General features: G+C 68.3%; 18 protein-coding genes. 8 read left to right on the top strand and 10 right to left on the bottom strand.

Annotation, left to right across the window (positions count from 1 at the left end; all coding sequences use genetic code 11):
• Positions 1-720, top strand: coding sequence for a class II aldolase/adducin family protein (locus IBJ82_RS20690; protein WP_194827594.1), 720 nt, complete (start codon positions 1-3; stop codon positions 718-720).
• Positions 717-1661 (top strand): ABC transporter substrate-binding protein, encoded by a 945-nt coding sequence (locus tag IBJ82_RS20695; protein WP_194827595.1) that lies wholly within the window; start codon positions 717-719, stop codon positions 1659-1661. Before IBJ82_RS20690 ends, IBJ82_RS20695 begins: the two co-directional genes overlap by 4 nt.
• Before the next feature lie 92 nt (positions 1662-1753).
• Here the strand turns inward: IBJ82_RS20695 and IBJ82_RS20700 are convergent, their stop codons facing one another.
• Positions 1754-2302, bottom strand: coding sequence for a hypothetical protein (locus tag IBJ82_RS20700; RefSeq protein ID WP_194827596.1), 549 nt, complete (start codon positions 2300-2302; stop codon positions 1754-1756).
• 108 nt (positions 2303-2410) lie between these two features.
• Here IBJ82_RS20700 and IBJ82_RS20705 point away from each other — a divergent pair, with 108 nt between their 5' ends.
• Positions 2411-3559: a sensor histidine kinase gene (locus IBJ82_RS20705; RefSeq protein WP_194827597.1), complete on the top strand. Its 1149-nt coding sequence runs from the start codon at positions 2411-2413 to the stop codon at positions 3557-3559.
• Positions 3556-4200 (top strand): response regulator transcription factor, encoded by a 645-nt coding sequence (locus IBJ82_RS20710; RefSeq protein WP_194827598.1) that lies wholly within the window; start codon positions 3556-3558, stop codon positions 4198-4200. The genes IBJ82_RS20705 and IBJ82_RS20710 overlap by 4 nt, the downstream gene beginning before the upstream one ends.
• Positions 4201-4271: 71 nt before the next feature.
• Here IBJ82_RS20710 and IBJ82_RS20715 read toward each other — a convergent pair whose 3' ends face one another.
• The gene (locus IBJ82_RS20715) at positions 4272-4418 is read right to left on the bottom strand and encodes a hypothetical protein (protein ID WP_194827599.1); all 147 of its coding nucleotides are present in this window, start codon (positions 4416-4418) and stop codon (positions 4272-4274) included.
• Positions 4419-4698: 280 nt separating this feature from the next.
• Here IBJ82_RS20715 and IBJ82_RS20720 point away from each other — a divergent pair, with 280 nt between their 5' ends.
• From IBJ82_RS20720 to IBJ82_RS20730, 3 genes are read left to right on the top strand one after another with little or no spacing between them, the layout of a single operon-like run.
• Positions 4699-4989: a hypothetical protein gene (locus IBJ82_RS20720; RefSeq protein ID WP_174555379.1), complete on the top strand. Its 291-nt coding sequence runs from the start codon at positions 4699-4701 to the stop codon at positions 4987-4989.
• A gap of 27 nt (positions 4990-5016) precedes the next feature.
• Positions 5017-5601: an NAD-dependent epimerase/dehydratase family protein gene (locus IBJ82_RS20725; RefSeq protein WP_194827600.1), complete on the top strand. Its 585-nt coding sequence runs from the start codon at positions 5017-5019 to the stop codon at positions 5599-5601.
• A 32-nt stretch (positions 5602-5633) separates the two neighbouring features.
• Entirely contained in the window at positions 5634-6830 is a 1197-nt protein-coding gene (locus tag IBJ82_RS20730; protein WP_194827601.1) for a GNAT family N-acetyltransferase, read from the top strand.
• A gap of 19 nt (positions 6831-6849) precedes the next feature.
• On the opposite strand, the gene IBJ82_RS20735 is transcribed toward IBJ82_RS20730, so the two are convergent.
• The 8 genes from IBJ82_RS20735 to IBJ82_RS20770 form a co-directional block, all read right to left on the bottom strand.
• Entirely contained in the window at positions 6850-8100 is a 1251-nt protein-coding gene (locus IBJ82_RS20735) for a serine hydrolase (protein WP_194827602.1), read from the bottom strand.
• A 245-nt stretch (positions 8101-8345) separates the two neighbouring features.
• Positions 8346-11084, bottom strand: coding sequence for a fumarate reductase/succinate dehydrogenase flavoprotein subunit (locus IBJ82_RS20740; protein ID WP_194827603.1), 2739 nt, complete (start codon positions 11082-11084; stop codon positions 8346-8348).
• On the bottom strand, positions 11081-11824 hold the full coding sequence (locus IBJ82_RS20745) for an ABC transporter ATP-binding protein (RefSeq protein ID WP_194827604.1): 744 nt from the start codon (positions 11822-11824) through the stop codon (positions 11081-11083). Before IBJ82_RS20745 ends, IBJ82_RS20740 begins: the two co-directional genes overlap by 4 nt.
• Positions 11821-12687 carry an ABC transporter permease gene (locus IBJ82_RS20750; protein ID WP_194827605.1) on the bottom strand — a complete coding sequence of 289 codons (867 nt, stop codon included), beginning with the start codon at positions 12685-12687 and terminating at the stop codon, positions 11821-11823. The genes IBJ82_RS20745 and IBJ82_RS20750 overlap by 4 nt, the downstream gene beginning before the upstream one ends.
• Positions 12684-14114: an ABC transporter substrate-binding protein gene (locus IBJ82_RS20755; protein ID WP_194827606.1), complete on the bottom strand. Its 1431-nt coding sequence runs from the start codon at positions 14112-14114 to the stop codon at positions 12684-12686. The genes IBJ82_RS20750 and IBJ82_RS20755 overlap by 4 nt, the downstream gene beginning before the upstream one ends.
• An 18-nt stretch (positions 14115-14132) precedes the next feature.
• Entirely contained in the window at positions 14133-14360 is a 228-nt protein-coding gene (locus tag IBJ82_RS20760; protein WP_056816936.1) for a ferredoxin family protein, read from the bottom strand.
• Positions 14360-15136 carry a GntR family transcriptional regulator gene (locus tag IBJ82_RS20765; protein WP_194827607.1) on the bottom strand — a complete coding sequence of 259 codons (777 nt, stop codon included), beginning with the start codon at positions 15134-15136 and terminating at the stop codon, positions 14360-14362. The genes IBJ82_RS20760 and IBJ82_RS20765 overlap by 1 nt, the downstream gene beginning before the upstream one ends.
• A gap of 188 nt (positions 15137-15324) precedes the next feature.
• Positions 15325-15999 carry a PaaI family thioesterase gene (locus tag IBJ82_RS20770; protein ID WP_194827608.1) on the bottom strand — a complete coding sequence of 225 codons (675 nt, stop codon included), beginning with the start codon at positions 15997-15999 and terminating at the stop codon, positions 15325-15327.
• 157 nt (positions 16000-16156) lie between these two features.
• Between IBJ82_RS20770 and IBJ82_RS20775 the strand changes: the two genes are divergently transcribed.
• A complete protein-coding gene (locus IBJ82_RS20775; RefSeq protein ID WP_194827609.1) occupies positions 16157-16813 on the top strand; it encodes an HAD family phosphatase in 657 nt (218 codons plus the stop codon).

The following is a 16813-nucleotide window of genomic DNA, read 5'->3' on the forward strand; positions in this document are numbered from 1 at the left end:
ATGACCACCACCGAAACCCGTCTGCCGGAGGCTGTCACGGCCTTCGTCGATGCGGTCACCCGCGACGCCGACACGGCGTTGCGGGTATTCCGGGAAACCGGAACCGTCACCGGCAACGGCACCGTCAACTTCGTCGAGCGGGTACCCGGCGAGGAGATCGCCGTCGCGCTCAACGCACCCGGCCCGTGGGCCACCGACCGCACCGTCGAACCCGTCGTCGCCACCTTCGACGGAGAAGTACTGTCCGGCAGGGGATCCGCCGGATTCGTCACCGGCTACGCGAAGGTGTTCCGCGCGCACCCCGAGATCACCTCCGTCGTCCACATCCACACCCCGTGGCTCGGCGGCTGGGCCCAGACCCACCGCACCCTGCCGATCCGCTACGCCGCCTCGCAGCGCCTCACCCTCTCGCGCGAGATCCCGCCGCACATCGACCGCACGATCGGCGCGGGCGACTTCATCCTGGGCCGCCTCGCGGTCGACCCGCACCTGGTCGCGATCTTCGAGGCCAACGGCGGCGCCAATGTGATCGGTCGCGCCGGTCTGCTGGAGCTGGCGAAGTTCGTCGTGCTGCTCGAAGAGGGCGCGCAGTACCAGGCGATCGCCGAAACCCTCGGCGGCTCGGTCGAATTCGATCCGTCGAACCTCGCCGTGCAGTGGCAGCGCAGCGGTCTGGCCGACGAGGCCCGTCGCCTCGGCCTGATCGGAGACGCGCGATGAGCATCCGGGTCGGCTATTTCCCGCACAACAACTCGCTGTTCGTCCTGCGCCACCGCGGAATCCTGGAACGGTCGCTGCCCGAGGTCGAATGGGTCGACCTGCGCGCTCTGCCGCAGCCCGCGCGCGTCGATCCGAAAACCGCGTTGCCGAGCGAACATTCGGACTGGCTGTTCACCGAGGGCGGCTACGACATCATCGGCACCGGCTTCACCCCGCCGATCACCGCGCTCGCCAACCAGCGCGACATCGTCTATCTGGGTATCTCGGGTCCCCGGGTGGAGAACGGCAGACTGGTCGCGACCGCGGCGAGCGGCATCACCTCCGCCGCGGATCTGAAGGGCAAGCGGGTCGGCATCGCGCACGGCTCATGGCAGACCACCCTGCTGCTGTTCGCCCTCGATCAGGCCGGTCTCACCTGGGCCGATGTCGAACCGGTCGACGTCGATGTGCGCGGGGGCGGCGCCGCGCTGCTGGCCGGTGATCTCGACGCCTGGGTCGGCACCTACCCCGGCCTGCAGGAGGTGGAGGCCGCCACCGAGCTCACCACGCTGGTCGACACCGCCTCGGTGTTCAGCCACCCGTCGCTGTGGTTCACCCGCCGCGACCTGGCCGAAGGCAACCGTGCCGCGGTGGAAGCGGTACTGGCCGCGCTGCAGGAGTCCGATGCCTGGATCGCCGCGCAGCCCCGCGAGGCGGCGCAGTATTTCGTCGACGACGCCGAGTCGCGCGGCATCCCCGCCGACCTCGACGCCTGGGAAGCCGCGCTGCGCGGGCGCCCGTTCGGCGTGCACCAGGTGAGCGAGGACTTCCTCGACGAGCAACAGCGCGCCGCCGACCTCCTCGCGACGAACGGGCTGCTCCCGCGCACGGTCGACGTGCGGTCCGCGGTGCTGCCCTGGATCAGTGAGGTTGTCACCGAACAGGCTGCCGCTACCGTCTGAGCAATCGACAACCGATACTCCGGGTGATCCCCTCGGTCACCCGGAGTATTGCCGGCCGAGGCTCACGCAAAGTCGTCGCGGCGATGCCGGCCTCAGTTGCCGCGAGACCCGGTGACCCACACCGGCCCGGTGATCAGCCAGATCACGGTGATCACGCCGAGGCTGCCGAAGACCCCCATCAACTGCTCGCGCTGCTCGGCATCGGCGACCGTATAGCTCAACACCACGGTGAGCGCGCCGGCGATGGCGGCCGCACCGAGCCACCGGGAGAAATCGGCCCACTCCTTGCGGGTGCGCTCGGGCCCGTATTTCGGGACCTTCACCGGAACCGGCCCACCGGCGAATCGGTGGGCGAATCGCTCATCGGCCCAACGGATCATCCGGCCACCGAACATCACCGTGCAGCCGAGATAGATCCCGGCGACCCGATGGGCGAAGGTCACCTCGCCACCGCGATGCAGGTCGATCGCCACCGCGACCACCAGCACGACATCCAGCACCGGCACCAGCGCGAGCGTCACCGTGCTCGCGCGCGGCAGCCGGATCACGTAGCGCAGCAGCAAACCGCCCACCACCAGCACCCAGAAACCGACTTCGCACGCGGCGATCGTCAGCAATACGGGGTTGTTCAGTTCGTCCATGTCCTCACTGTGCCCGCGACACCGGTCCACCGTCGTCCCGCTTCGGGCCGTTCTCCGGTCCGCCTTTCGGGGGACCCGCCGCGTGCGCGCGGTGTGCTGAAATGGGGCATGCCACCACCGCGCACGCTCCTGAGCAGGCTCGCGGACGTCTTCGACAGCGCGACCTCCGCTGCCGTCGGGGTGTTTCTGGTGGGGCTGCTGCTGTGGGCCGCGGGGGGCTGGGCGGTCGCGGTGGACCGCGACCTCTACCCCCCGCCCGCGAAATTGGCGCTGTTGTGCGCGGCGTTCGCGATCCAGATGACCGCGCAACACAGGCCCGCCCTCGCCTTCGGTCTGATGATCGTCCTGCTGGCCGGTGACTTCGTGTACGGTCCCTCCCTGCCGCTGTGGATCGCGCTGACCGATGTGATCTACCTGGCCGTCAGCACCGGATCGGACCGGCTGGGCGCGGTGGTCGGCTGGTTCTCACTGACGGTCACCCTGGGCGGTTCCCTGCTGGCGCTGGCCGTGGTCGGCCTCAGGGCGGCGCTGTACACCGCTCTGATCGGTGTAGCGCTCACCTGGTCACCGCTGGGATACGCGCGCGCGGTGCGAGCCTCCCGCCGCACCGTCGACGCCGAACGCGTCGCTGCCCGCGCCGAGCTCACCGCCCGCGACGCCGAACGATCGGCCGCGATCGGCGAGGAGCGCAGGCGGTTGGCCCGAGACCTGCACGACGCGGTGGCAGGCCACGTCTCGGCCGTGGCGATCCTGGCCGAAGTGGCGCAGAAGGATCCCGGCAATATGGCGGTCCTGCAGACGATCCGCTCGGGCAGTCTGGCCGCACTCGAAGAGATGCGAACCACCATCGAACTGCTGACCGCACCTGACGACACCGCGGTGACCACACGGCTCTCCTCCCTGGACGGCCTGATCGACGCGGCCGAGGCCGCGGGCGGTGCGGTGACCTTGCGACGGCCCGCCGACCTCGAACTGCCCATCGCGGTCGAGGCCGTGGTCACCCGGATCCTGAGCGAGACCCTGGCCAACGCGACCAAACACGCACCCGGTGCACCCCTCGACATCGAATTGAGCCGCGATGCGACAAGATTGGTGATGACCGCGACGAATTCGATCCCACCGGGAGCGGCTCAGGGGCAGGGAAATGGATTGCGCAACATGATGTTTCGCGCGGAGTCGGTCGACGGTACGATCACCGCGGGCCCACACGACGGCAACTGGCGCGTGTCGGCGCGAATTCCGCTGGGGGACAAGTGACAGTGACCGTGGTGGTGGCCGATGATCACGCCACCATCCGAGCTGGCCTGAAAATGCTGCTCGAGGTTTCCGGCCGAGTGCGGGTGATCGGGGAAGCGGCCGACGGCGCCGCCGCGGTGCGGCAGGCCCGTGCCCTGAGCCCTGATGTGGTGCTGATGGATGTGCGCATGCCGCGCGTCGACGGGCTGGAGGCCACCGCCGCCGTCGTCGCCGAGACCAGCGCGAAAGTGCTGGTTCTCACCACCTTCGCCATCGACGAATACGTCCTGGGCGCGCTCTCGGCCGGCGCGAGCGGATTTCTGCTCAAGTCCGTCGGCGGCGACGACCTGGTCAGTGCCGTGCTGGCGGTGGCCGACGGGGACGCGGTCCTGGACCCGAAGGTGACGCGTGCGGTGATCGCCGCGCTGCCCCGCGTGGCCGATACCCCGCCGCCACCGGACCTGTCCGCGCTCACCGACCGCGAACGGCAGGTGCTCGCCGGCCTCGGCGCCGGTCTGTCCAATATCCAGATCGGCACACGCCTGCGCATCGGCGAGGCCACGGTGAAGACGCACGTTTCCCGGGTGCTGAGCAAGCTCGGCGTGCAATCGCGCGTGCAGGCCGCGGTGATCGCATCGCAGTCCGGTCTCGATCTGGTCTGAATGTGATCGGGGCGAAACCGACGATGTCCCGGTACCGCGTGGGATACCGGGACATCGAGTCGGAACGGGGCTCAGCGTGCAGGATGCGGGTCGGACTGTTCCGGACTTATCCGGCGTGATTCAAACCAATAGGTCAGGAAAACGGTGGCGTAGGAAGCCGCCACCACTGCTGCGGTCACCAAGAGAAACGCGATGAACAAGGGAATCAGGAAAGTCATTGTGCCCTCCTCGCGGTACGGTAGGCGTGCGATGAAGGTGGTGGTCAGCGCCTCGTCGCGCCGAATCTGAACGAGCCCCGCACGTTCGATAGTAGGGGCACGGCGCGACGCGGGCACGGATCTGCGGCTGTGACTGCGGTCATGGTTTGCGCGGAGTGTTGCCCACGTCACCGATCCGCCCATGAGGTTGAATGTTCAACATATCTGGGTTCTACCGCGTCACGAGTTCTCGACATCGGCTTCACCACGAACAACCGACGAAGGAGCACCGATCGTGAGCATGATCCTGGCCGCAGTGCACGACACCTATGGCATCGTTGTCGCCCAGGTGGGCAATCCCACGCCGGAGGCACCGCCGATGGCCGACAAGGTGATGCAGCTGGGCCGGTATTTCACCTGGATGATCCTGTTGTCCGGCGTCACGGCCATCACCTACGGCGGCGGTCGCTTCGCCTGGGAGAAGTGGAACGGCGGTGGCCTGCAATCGCCGAAGATGATCGCCAGCGCCATGGCGGGCGGCGCGGTCGCCACCAGCGCGGGCACGATAATGAACGCGGTCATCGGGGCCTGAGAACCGTCCGGCGCTACTGTCGGGGACGTGCGTATCTTTCTCGCGGGCGCCACGGGCGTCATCGGAGCACGGTTGCTGCCGCTACTGGTCGGCGCCGGTCACGAGGTGGCCGGCCTGACCCGTTCCCCGAGTAAAGCGGCAGCCGTCCGTGCGACCGGAGCCGACGCGGTGGTCCACGACGTCTACGACGCCGACGGCCTCACCACCGCGGTGGTCGACTTCGCCCCTGACCTTGTCATGCACCAGCTCACCGACCTCCCCGACGACGTGGCGCGACTGGCCACCGCCGGTGAGGCGAACTCCCGCATCCGCACCGAGGGCACCGCCAATCTGCTCGCGGCCGCCACGGCCGCTGGGGCGAAACGCTTTCTCGCCCAAAGCATCGCCTGGTCGCCGCCGGCGGGTCGCGGCGATGCGATCACGACCCACGAATCCGCCGTGCTCGCCGTGGGCGGCGTAGTCCTGCGATACGGCCAGTTCTACGGTCCGGGAACGTATTACGAGTCGACCCCACCGGCGCATCCCCGCATCCACGTCGACACCGCCGCCGCGCGCACCCTCGACCTGCTCGAAGCGCGGACCGGCGTCGTTGTCGTCGCCGATCCCGAGTAGAGGCACTGCCCCGGATAGGGAACAGTGAGGGGATGGCTGTTGACGTAGACACCCTCCGCGGCGACGACGATCTGCACGCGGCGGGTGCGCTGTTCCGCGCGGCGATGGTGGGACTGCCACCGCTGCCACCGCATCGCGATCACCTGTCCGAACCGGGCCGCACGCTCGGCGTGCGCATCGACGGTCGGCTGGTCGGCACCGCGGAGTCCTACACCAGCTGGCTGGTCGTCCCCGGTGGCGCGCGCGTTCCCCACGCCGCTGTGACGCATGTCGGTGTGCTGCCGACGCACACGCGGCGAGGAGTGCTCACCGCCCTGCTGCGCCGACAGCTCGACGACATCGCCGAGCGGGGCGAAGTGGTGGCCACCCTGCGTGCGTCCGAGGGCTCGATCTACGAGCGTTTCGGGTACGGCGTGGCGAGTTCCTTCGCGCGCCTGGATCTTCGCCGCGGCCGAGCCCGCCTGCGCGACACGGTGCCGCCGTCCGGCCCGGTGCGGTTCGTCGAACCGGCCGACGCGTGGAAGCTGTTCCCACAGATCTACGCGAGTGCCGCGATCTCGTGGACCGGTGCGATCGATCGCCCCGATTACTGGTGGAAGCTCAAGGAACGCACCGCGGCCGAACCGGTGTACACGGTGGCGCACGGCCCGCTCGGCGCCGAGGACGGATTCGCGCGCTACCACCCGGTCGACACCGCGAACTGGTTCACCAGCCGCGAACGCACGATCGTCGTCGACGATCTCGTGGCGACCACCCCGCAGGCCTACCTCGGTCTGATTCGGCACCTGCTCGCGGTCGACCTCGTCGACAAGGTGACCTTCGCGTTCGCGCCGGTGGACGCGCCGCTGCGGCACCTGTTCACCGACGAACGCGCGGTCGAGGTCGCGGCGGTGCACGACGAAACCTGGCTGCGACTCGTCGATGTCCCCACCGCGCTGTCCCGCCGCACCTACCGCGACGGACCACCGGTGATCATCGAGGTCGACGATCCGATCCGCACCGCCAACACCGGCCGTTACCGGATCTGCGCGGACAAGATCACCAGGGTCGACGACCCGGCCGATGTCAGCGTCGACGTCGCCACGCTCGGCGCGATCTACCTCGGCGGGTCGACGTGGCGCCAGCTCGCCTTCGCCGGTCGTGTCGTCGAGCACCGCGCGGGCGCCGTCGACGCCGCCGACAACCTGTTCGCCACGCCCACACTGCCCTTCAGCGGAACGTTCTTCTGACCGACGTGATCGGGTCCGATCAGGGATGAAAAAGCCGGTCGGCAGGCGCCAGCGGGCGCAGGGTGTCGGAGATCTGGGCGACCAGTCGCCACGGCCGTTCGAGGTCGGTGGCTGCCTTGCCGCTGGTCAGGATGGCGCCGGAGAGGCCACGGTCGGGATCGGCCCAGCCGTATTGGGTGGTGAGCCCGCTACGCCCGAAATGGGAACCGGTATCGCGGCCGAATTTCGAGCGGCGGGCACCGAGCTCGAATCCCGCACGGCTGACGCGACCGGCCAGGCCGGGCATGCGATCGGCGGGGGTGATCGCCGCGCGCAGCGTGGCGGGCCCGATGATTCTTCTTCCGTCCAATTCCCCACCGCGCGCGAGGATTTCGTAGAACCGCGACAGTTCGTAGGCGGTGGTGACCAGGTTGCCCGAGGGGAGTTCGGCGGCGAGGAAGGCGTCGTTGGTCGCCTTCGATGCCTTGTCCATGTGGCCGCCGAGGGCCTTGTTCGCCAGGAATCGGGCCAGCCGGGGCTGCGGCGGACCGGTCTTCACACTGGGAACGACCTTGTCGACATCGGCGGGATCGACGCCGAAGTTGTTCCAGCGGAAGCCGAACGGTGTCAGCACCTGGTCGGCGAGGTGCTCGCGCATCCGCTTGCCGGTGGCGCGTTGGACGAGCAGTCGTTGGATCAGTCCGCTGGTCAACGCGTGGTAGACGCGGAAACGGCCGGGCGGCCAGCTCGGCACCAGATCGGTGAGAGCGGCGAGGGCGAGTTCCTCGTCGAGGACCGCGGCGGTTCCGCTGTGCGGTGCGGTGATGAACGGAATACCCGCCGAATGCGACAGCACGTCGCCGATGGTGATCACGCCCTTGCGATGTGCCGCGAACTCGGGAATGTAGTCCGACACAGGGTCTTCGAGCCCGAACGCGCCCTGCTCGATGAGCATGAACATCAGGGTGGCGGCGACGCCCTTCGCGGTGGAGAACCCGCAGAACGGTGTCTGCGGCGTCGCCGGGATCAGCTCGGCGTCGGGACCGTCGCTCGGGGCGTTGCCCCACCCGTGACCGATGGTCCGGTTGAGCGCGATCGCACCGTTGCGTCGCAGACACACCTGAATGGCCGGTGTCGTGCCCATCGCGTACCACGTGCGCACCGACGCCCAGATCGCCTCGACGTCGGCACGCGACGACCCGGCATCGGCCGGATCGTCCTCGTGGCCGACCGTGGTCACCGCGTCCAGATCCTCGGTAACCCTCACCAACGTGGCTGGAAGTGCACTCATCGGGCCAGCCTACCGACGGCGAGCTGTGATATTCCTGAGCGTGCTTCCCGCCGACCGGTGACACAGCGTCGTCGACGGGTCCGCGAACTCCGGGCTGCGACGACCGGGATCGGTGGTCGCGCGCGCCCGGTCATCGGAGTGCTCGCCGGCGTTCGGGCGCTGTGGTCCTGACCCGGCGCCGCCCGCCCGGAGCAGCGACGATCGCGCCGCCTCCGCGCTGCGGCAACGCCGCGACGAGTTGCTGATCATGCCCTGGCCTCGGTCAGCGCCGCGTCGGGACGAACAGCGTCGACCGGGCTGCGACCCGCGGCGGTCACCGCGCGGCGGGCATAGGCGCGGACGTCGGCGTCGGGATCGGCGATCGCCGACTCGAGCGCGTCGAGGGCGGCGGCACTGCTCGGCCAGGTGGACAGGGCCAGAACCGCCGCCTTGCGCACATCGAGGTGACGGTCGGCGAGCGCTTCGCCCAACGGAACCACGCCCGCCTCCGGCGTCGAACCAGCCAGCCCGCGCGCCGCACCGACACGCACCTGCCAGGCGGAATGTCGCAGTGCCGCATCGAGTTCGGCGACGTCCTCGTCCGCGGTGCCCAGCGCGGCATACGCGGTGAGCGCGGCAGCGCGGACCAGCGGATCGGGATCGCCTGCGAGCACGCGGATCACCTCGACACCGCCGCCACCGATCGAGGCGAGCCCGTGCGCGACCGCGATGCGCACCTCACGGTTGACATCGCCCGCGATCGAGGACACCGCCTCGGCATCGTCGAGCGAGACCAGTGCTCGCACCGCCTCGATCCTGACTCGATGATCGGTATCACTTAGTGCCGCACGGAAATCCGGTGCCGATCCGGCCCGCAGCGCGCGCAACAGATCGATGACGGTCGCGCGAACCAGCGGATCGGGGGAGCCCAGATGCTCGCCCAGGGCACCGGCCCCCGCGAGTACCTCGACCAGTTCCCGCAGGCTCTCGGTGGCCGCTCGGCGTACCGAGGCCGCCTCATCGCCCAGCGCCCGCACCAATTCCTCGGCGAATCCGTCGGGGGTGTTCTCGGTGAGCACCGACAGCGCCGCGACTCGCACCACCGGATCGGGATCGGTCAGGTAGCTCGAAACATCCTCGACCGTGGGGGAATCCAGTGCGAGCAGGGTGACCAGCCGAGGCGAGGACGGCGATACCGGTGCGACCTCGTCGCGCACGGGGGCCTCGCGCTGTGGCGCCCGCGTCCCGACCAGTTCGGGCTGGGCGATCACCTCGACGATCGACTCGGCCGAGGGCACATCGTCGAGACCGGGCACCGGCACCAGATACGGCGCCACCGAGCGCTTCACGAATTCCATCTCGCCGTCGACCGTCTTGCGCAGGTTCAGATGGAAGTTCCACGTCTCGTCGTCGCGCTCGGGCAGATCGGCGCGATCGTGATACAGACCCCACCGCGACTCGGTGCGCGTCAGCGAACTGCGCGAGGCCATTTCGGCGCAATCCCGGATGAACTGCACCTCGACGGCACGCATCAGTTCGTGCGGGGTCTGCGCGCCGATGCCGTCGACCTCGGCGCGCATCCGCTCGAAGGTCTCGACGGCGATCGAGAGCTTGGCCGCCGTTTTCGGGGGCGCCACATAGTCGTTCACGAACCGGCGCAGCTTGTATTCGACCTGTGGCTGCGGCGGGCCCTCGGGCTGACGCAACGGCCGGTAGATCAGTTCGTGGGCTTCGGCGAGCTGGTCTTCGGGCAGGTCGGCCGGTGCGTCGAGCAGGTCCAGCGTCGACGCCGCGTGCGCACCGGCCAGATCACCGTAGACGAACGCGCCGATCATGTAGTTGTGGGGCACGCACGCCAGGTCGCCCGCCGCGTACAGGCCGGGCACCGTGGTCCGCGCGTTCTCGTCCACCCAGACCCCGGACGCGGAATGTCCACCGCACAAACCGATCTCGGAGATGTGCATCTCGATATCGTGCGTGCGGTAATCGTGCCCGCGATTGGCGTGGAAGGTTCCTCGGGTGGGGCGCTCGGTGGTGTGCAGGATCGACTCGAGCGTCGACAGCGTCTCGTCCGGCAGGTGCGAGACCTTGAGATAGATGGGCCCGCGCGCGGATTCGATCTCCTGCTTGACCTCGGCCATCATCTGACCGGACCAGTAGTCGGAGTCGACGAAACGCTCACCCTCGGCGTTGACCTGATAGCCACCGAACGGGTTGGCCACATACGCGCAGGCAGGACCGTTGTAATCCTTGATCAACGGGTTGATCTGGAAGCACTCGATACCGGAGAGTTCCGCACCGGCGTGGTAGGCCATCGAATAGCCGTCACCGGCGTTGGTGGGGTTCTCGTAGGTGCCGTACAGATAGCCCGACGCGGGCAGCCCGAGCCGACCGCACGGGCCCGTCGCCAGAATCACCGCTTTCGCGGCCACCTCGACGAATTCGCCGGTGCGCGTGTTCAACGCGGCCGCACCCACAGCGCGTCCGTCGGCGGTGAGTACCCGCACCGGCATCAGCCGGTTCTCGATGCGGATCTTCTCCCGCATCTTCCGCTGGCGCAGTACGCGATAGAGCGCCTTCTTCACATCCTTGCCCTCGGGCATCGGCAGCACGTACGACCCCGATCGGTGCACCCGGCGCACCGCGTACTCGCCGTATTCGTCCTTCTCGAACTTCACCCCGTACCGCTCGAGCCGCTGCACCATCGCGAAACCCCGTGTGGCCGTTTGGTACACGGTGCGCTGGTCGACGATGCCGTCGTTGGCGCGGGTGATCTCGGCGACGTAGTCCTCCGGCTCGGCCTTACCCGGGATGACAGCGTTGTTCACACCGTCCATGCCCATGGCCAACGCACCGGAATGCCGCACATGTGCCTTCTCGAGCAGCAGCACGTTCGCGCCGGATTCGGCGGCGGTGAGTGCGGCCATGGTGCCCGCGGTGCCACCACCGATGACGAGCACATCGCAGTCGAGACGGATACGGTCGGACAGTTCGGGAATGTTCACAGAGACTCCAGGATTCGGGCCCGCAGGGCGCTCCGGTCCACCGGTTCGCGCGGGTCTGGTACCTCGACGACCGCGCGCAGCGAGCCGGCGCCGAGTACGGCGATCCGATCGCCGAGCAGCAGGGCTTCGTCGAGGTCGTGGGTGACGAAAACGATCGTGGTCGGGTGTGCGCGCCAGGTTTCGACGAGCAGTCGCTGCATCTCCGCGCGGGTCTGGCTGTCGAGCGCACCGAAGGGCTCGTCCATGAGCACCGCGCGCGGCGAGCCCGCCAGGCTGCGGGCGAGCTGAACTCGTTGGCGCATCCCGCCGGACAGATCGCGCGGCAGATAGTCGGCGTAGCCGCTGAGCCCGACCTCGTCGAGCCAGCGTTGCGAACGTTGCGCCCGCTCGCCGCGCGAGACTCCCCGAAGGCGCAGCGCAAGATCGATATTGGCGCGCGCGGTGCGCCACGGAAGCAGCGCGTCGTCCTGGAACACCAGTGCGCGATCGGCCGAGGGGCCGGTCACGGTGTCCTCGTCGGCGCGGATCACCCCGGCGGCGGGCTTGCGCAGTCCGGCGATGGCGCGCAGCAACGTCGACTTGCCGCAGCCGGATTTGCCGACCAGGACCAGGATCTCCCCGGCCGCGACCGTCAGATCCAGGTCGTGCACCACGGTTTTGCGGCCGTAACTGATCCGCACGGACTCCAGGTCCAAGCGCATGCCGACCGAGACGCTGGGCGCGGCGGTGGTCGTGGTCATGAGGCAACCTCTCGCGGCAGCCAGCGGGTCACCCGACGGCCTGCCAGTTCGACGATTCCGGAGGTGAGGAAACCGAGTACACCGATGGTGATCATCCCGACGAACACGGCCGGGTAGTCGACGATGGTGTAGGACTGCCAGGTGCGGTAGCCGATGCCGAGGCGCCCGGAGATCATCTCCGCGGAGATCAGGCAGATCCAGGCCACGCCCATTCCCACCGACAGCCCGCTGAACACACCGGGCAGGATGCCGGGCACGACGACCCTGGTCAGCACCTCCCGCCGCGAGGCGCCCAGCGTGCGGATGGCGTCCTCCCAGATGGTCGGCAGTGCCCGCGTCGCATGCCTGGTGCTCACCAGCACCGGGAACAGCGACGCGGTGAAAGTGATGAACACGATGCCGGATTCGTCACTGGGGAACAGCAGGATCGCCACCGGCACCAGCGCGATCGCCGGAATCGGTCGGATCAGCTCGGCCAGCGAGCCGAACACATCGGCCAGCAATCGCGACCGACCGAGCCCGATGCCCGCCAGCACGCCGACGACCGCGGCCAGACCGAATCCGGTGACGATCCGGATCAGCGACTGCGCCACATCGAGGTAGTACTGACCGGTCCCGAGATGTTCACCGAACTCGGCGACGATCTCGGTCACCGTCGGCAGCGTGTCGAACCGCAACCCCGCGCGTACATTGCCCGCGGTGAGCAGTTGCCACAGACCGACGGCCGCGGCCACCGAGGCGACTCGGATCACCCGCGACACCCACACCGATCTGGCGGGAGCGCTGTCGGCGTGCAGCGCAGCGGTATCGGTGCTGTCGACACCGGTCCTGGTCGGGGCGGACAGCCCGGAGACCGTGCTCATCCGCGCACTTCCGTGACAGCCTGCTCATAGGAGACCGGCGCGGCTGCGGGATGGGTACCGCGAAAGCGGTCGGCCGCTGCCTGCGTGGTGAACGGCAGGTACTGCGTGCCCTCGCGCAACCAGATGGCCTTGTCGGCGAACCAGCGAGTACCCAGCTCGGCATCGGGGACATACACCGCGCGAATCGTCTTGCCCTGCGCCTTCGCTGCCTGCACCGCCCGCAACAAGCAGCCGGGGTTCGCGGTGGGCTGGGGCTTGTCGGCGCCGTCGACCCAGATCTCGCCGGCCAGCGCCGGATCACTCACCGCCACAGCGCAGATCGGATCGGTCCCGGTCACCTTGCTCGGGTTGACCCCCGACGCCAGCGCGGTGTCGTAGTCCGTACGGCCGGTCTCTGCGAACGCCTTGCGCAGCGGGCCGTCCTGGACGAAGGCATCGATGTCGAGATCGGCGAAATCTCCGATCGACTTCAGGTAGTTCACGTCGTCCTTGAACGCCGCGATCAGGTTCGCCTTGAGCGTGGTGTCGAAACTGGTACCGCCGGGGCCGTTGTAGAGATACACGACCTCTTGCGGCAGGCCCGACCCCTTGGCGACGAGATCGGCTGCCTCGAAAGGCTTCTCGTTGAGAAACGCGGTCGCGTCCAGCTGCGCCGCGAGGAAGGCCTGCAACACCTCCGGGTGGTCGGCCGCGTAGGTCCGGCGCGCCACCACGCCGTGGAAGGTCGGCACATTCAGTTCGGCGCCGTCGTAGAGCAGCTTGGCCTTGTTCTGCTGCACGAGCAGACCCGGCCACGCCACGAACTGCGACAGTGCGCCCACCTGATGCGATTCCAGCGCGGACGCCCCGACCTGCGGCTGCTGGTTGAGCACCTCCACGCCCTTGGCCGGGTCGATCCCGGCCCGGCTCAGCGCCTGCACCAGGGTGCCGTGGCCCGCCGAACCCACGCTGGCCGAGATCTTCTGCCCGGCCAGATCGGTCAGCGAACGAGCAGGTGAATCATTGGGCACCACCACCATGTTCAGTGCGCCCTTGGGGTTGTAGCCGGTGATCGAGACCAGCTCGGTGCGTGCGCGTTCATTGGCCTGCGTGCGAGATCCGTTGATCAGCAACGGGTAATCGCCCATGGAGCCGATGTCTATCTTCTCGGCCACCATCTGGGCGGTGATCGGCGCGCCGGTGTCGTAGTCCTGCCACTCCACCTGATACTTCGCGCCACCACCGTCGGTGATCTTCTGCAGCCGCTGCTCCAGGTAGCCCTGCGCTCTGAGCAGGGTGCCCGCGGTGACGGTATTGATGGTCTTGGACTGGTAGCCGATGACGACCTTGACGGTGCCCGCCGGTGCGGCGTCGGTACTTTCGAGCGAGCAGCCCGCCGCGGCAAGCGCGAGAGCCAGTGCGACAGGGGCGAATCGAGTGATCTTCATGCGTGGAGTTCCCGGTTTTCAGCGGAGCAGATAGGGCATGTTGACGGTGACAGCACCGGTGGGGCAGCGCGCCGCACACGGCCCGCAGTACCAGCACTCGTCGACGTGCATGTAGGCCTTGCCCGAATCATCGTGAATGGCAAGGGAATCGAGCGGACACATGTCGACACAGAGGGTGCAGCCGGTGATGCACAGTGACTCGTCGATCGTCACCGGGACGTCGGCGCGCTGGGGGACCAATGCCATTACAGGACCTTCCATTCGGGGGTGCTGCGGGTGAGGCTGCCGCGCATGGTGATGCGGTCACCGCGCATGCGGATGTATTCGAGATCGACGGGTCGGCCGTCGTCGAGGTGGGTGAGTCGTTCGAGCATGAGCAGCGGCGCACCGGCCGGGGTATCGAGCGTGGTCGCGGTGTGTGGATCGGCCGCGACGGCTTCCAGTGCGAGGTCGGCGGCGCCCAGCGACTGTCCGGTGATCTGTTCGAGCAGCACGAACACGTCGGTGGTCTCGAGATCGTGGGTGAGCAGCTCGGTGCCGATATCGGGCGCGAGGTAGGTGAGGTCGAGGCTCAGCGGCAGATCGGCGAGAAACCGCAGGCGTTCGATGTAGACGACTTTGTCGCCGGGCGCCAGCTCGAGCCGGCGCGCGACGGCCGGGGGAGCGGTGATCGTGGTGGCCGCACGGACCTCGTTGCGGACGGTGCCGTGTCCTTTGAGGGTCTCCTGCAGGCCGAGCAGGGCATCGAGGCCGTGGTCGAACTTGCGGGCGGCGACCCGGGTGCCGAGTTTCGGGGCGCGGTCGATGAGCCCCTCGTCACGCAGCAGCGCCAGCGCTTCGCGCACAGTGTTGCGCGAGGTGCCGTGCTCGGCGGCGAGTTCCTGCTCGCCGGGCACCGTGCCCACCACCGCGCCCGCCAGGATCTGGTGGCGCAGGATATCGGCGACCCGGCGCGCCCGATCGGCGCGCTGACCGCGAATCGGGGTGGGCTCCTGAGCCCCTGTTTTCTCGCTGACCTGCATGAACAGCGACGATAGCGGCGATTTCGCGGCACTCGGCCCGTCGCGATTCCGACGTGAATTCAGGGGATGTTTCTACGCCGGGTGGCGGCTCGCGCGACCTGCGGGTATCGGCGGCGAAACCGCTATTGCGCCACCTCGGGGCGCGAGGCCGACATTGCGATCACGTCGATCGCAATGTCGGCGCGGGCTCATGGCTGGCCGGGATTGAGCACGATGAACAGCCCCTTGGCCTCGGCGCACAACCGGTCGTCATCGTGCATCGTCGCGCGTAGGTACACCTTGCGGCCTTCGACTTTCTCGGTCCACGCGCGCACCGTCAGTTCGCGATTGAGCGGGGTGATCGAGCGGTAATCGAGGGTGAGCGAGGCCGTGCGGGTCACCGACTTGGTGGCCAGCGCGGCGGTCATGCCGATGATGTCGTCGAAAGCGAGGGCGATGTGCCCACCGTGGGCGGCGTTGTTGCCGCCCAGGTGGAAGCTGCGGAAGGTGACCTTCGCGGTGACGCCGTCGCTGTCACCGCTGACCACCGTGTACGGCGGCAGGGTGATATTGCCGCGCGCGGGCAGGTCGATGCGGGTCCAGCTGGGCGAGGACCACTCGTCTACCACTGCCTCGTCGAGGCGGGCATTGAGCTGCTCGAGGGTCGCGACGGCCTCTTTGGCGAGCTCGTCGGACGGGTTCACCAGCCGCGCGCGGTCCATCAGCGCGCGGACCTGTTCGATCAGCTCGCCGTAGTGCGGCCCGCCCACCGGGTTGTCGGCACCGCGGTTCTTCCGCGCCTGGATCAGCTCGGCGACCGGCCGGAATCCACCTTCGTGATGCTTCTCGTCCGGGAGCGAGTTGCCGACCTGTGTATCGTCCATATGCAACACGTTATCGCTGCCGAGCTGGATGTTCGCGCCGGGGATCGGTGTCAGGTCTACTAGGCTGGGTCCCGATCACCGAGTAGGTCCTAGGTACCGGAGCGTCGGCGCACCACCGGTGGTGCCCCCTCCGGGTGAGCGGCGAAAGGCTGAGCGCATGGGTATCGCGGCGGTTGTGTTCGACATGGACGGCGTGCTGATCGATTCCGAACCCATCTGGGAACAGGTCAGGCACGATTATGTGGTCCTCAAAGGTGGCCGGTGGCAACCGGATTCGCAGAGGAAGATGATGGGGATGAACACCGTCGAGTGGTCGTCGTACCTGGCCGACGAGCTGGGTGTGGCCGAATCGGCCGACAAGGTGGCTGCCGACGTCATCGATCTGATGGCCGACAGATACGCCCATCATGTCCCGCTGTTGCCCGGCGCGGTCGAGGCGGTACAGCGGTGCGCGGGCAGCTGGAAACTCGGCCTGGCCAGCTCTTCGCCTGCCACGGTGATCGATCTGGTGCTCGCGAAGTCCGGCCTGCTCGACCTTTTCACCACGGTGCTGTCCACCGAGGAGGTCGGACGCGGCAAGCCCGCACCCGATGTCTACCTGACCGTCGCGCAGCGTCTGGGTGTGGACCCGAAAGACTGTACGGCCGTGGAGGATTCGACCAACGGTCTGCTCTCCGCGCACGGCGCCGGGATGCGTCTGGTCGCGGCGCCGCGCCCGGAATTCCCGCCGCACCCCGACGCGCTCGCCCTGTCCGACGCGGTCATCGGCGATCTCGATCAGCTCACCGCCGACGTCGTGACCGGAACCGCCTGA

Source organism: Nocardia sp. XZ_19_231 (genome assembly GCF_015355705.1).
GTDB classification, from domain to species: Bacteria; Actinomycetota; Actinomycetes; order Mycobacteriales; family Mycobacteriaceae; genus Nocardia; species Nocardia salmonicida.

Excerpts from the sequence above, each read along its gene's own strand:
- IBJ82_RS20720 (WP_174555379.1), top strand. The coding sequence starts at position 4,699 with ATGATCCTGGCCGCAGTGCACGACACCTATGGCATCGTTGTCGCCCAG.
- IBJ82_RS20765 (WP_194827607.1), bottom strand. The coding sequence starts at position 15,136 with ATGCAGGTCAGCGAGAAAACAGGGGCTCAGGAGCCCACCCCGATTCGC.
- IBJ82_RS20745 (WP_194827604.1), bottom strand. The coding sequence starts at position 11,824 with ATGACCACGACCACCGCCGCGCCCAGCGTCTCGGTCGGCATGCGCTTG.
- IBJ82_RS20755 (WP_194827606.1), bottom strand. The coding sequence starts at position 14,114 with ATGAAGATCACTCGATTCGCCCCTGTCGCACTGGCTCTCGCGCTTGCC.
- IBJ82_RS20715 (WP_194827599.1), bottom strand. The coding sequence starts at position 4,418 with ATGACTTTCCTGATTCCCTTGTTCATCGCGTTTCTCTTGGTGACCGCA.
- IBJ82_RS20730 (WP_194827601.1), top strand. The coding sequence starts at position 5,634 with ATGGCTGTTGACGTAGACACCCTCCGCGGCGACGACGATCTGCACGCG.
- IBJ82_RS20690 (WP_194827594.1), top strand. The coding sequence starts at position 1 with ATGACCACCACCGAAACCCGTCTGCCGGAGGCTGTCACGGCCTTCGTC.
- IBJ82_RS20705 (WP_194827597.1), top strand. The coding sequence starts at position 2,411 with ATGCCACCACCGCGCACGCTCCTGAGCAGGCTCGCGGACGTCTTCGAC.
- IBJ82_RS20735 (WP_194827602.1), bottom strand. The coding sequence starts at position 8,100 with ATGAGTGCACTTCCAGCCACGTTGGTGAGGGTTACCGAGGATCTGGAC.
- IBJ82_RS20760 (WP_056816936.1), bottom strand. The coding sequence starts at position 14,360 with ATGGCATTGGTCCCCCAGCGCGCCGACGTCCCGGTGACGATCGACGAG.
- IBJ82_RS20700 (WP_194827596.1), bottom strand. The coding sequence starts at position 2,302 with ATGGACGAACTGAACAACCCCGTATTGCTGACGATCGCCGCGTGCGAA.
- IBJ82_RS20750 (WP_194827605.1), bottom strand. The coding sequence starts at position 12,687 with ATGAGCACGGTCTCCGGGCTGTCCGCCCCGACCAGGACCGGTGTCGAC.
- IBJ82_RS20695 (WP_194827595.1), top strand. The coding sequence starts at position 717 with ATGAGCATCCGGGTCGGCTATTTCCCGCACAACAACTCGCTGTTCGTC.
- IBJ82_RS20775 (WP_194827609.1), top strand. The coding sequence starts at position 16,157 with ATGGGTATCGCGGCGGTTGTGTTCGACATGGACGGCGTGCTGATCGAT.
- IBJ82_RS20770 (WP_194827608.1), bottom strand. The coding sequence starts at position 15,999 with ATGGACGATACACAGGTCGGCAACTCGCTCCCGGACGAGAAGCATCAC.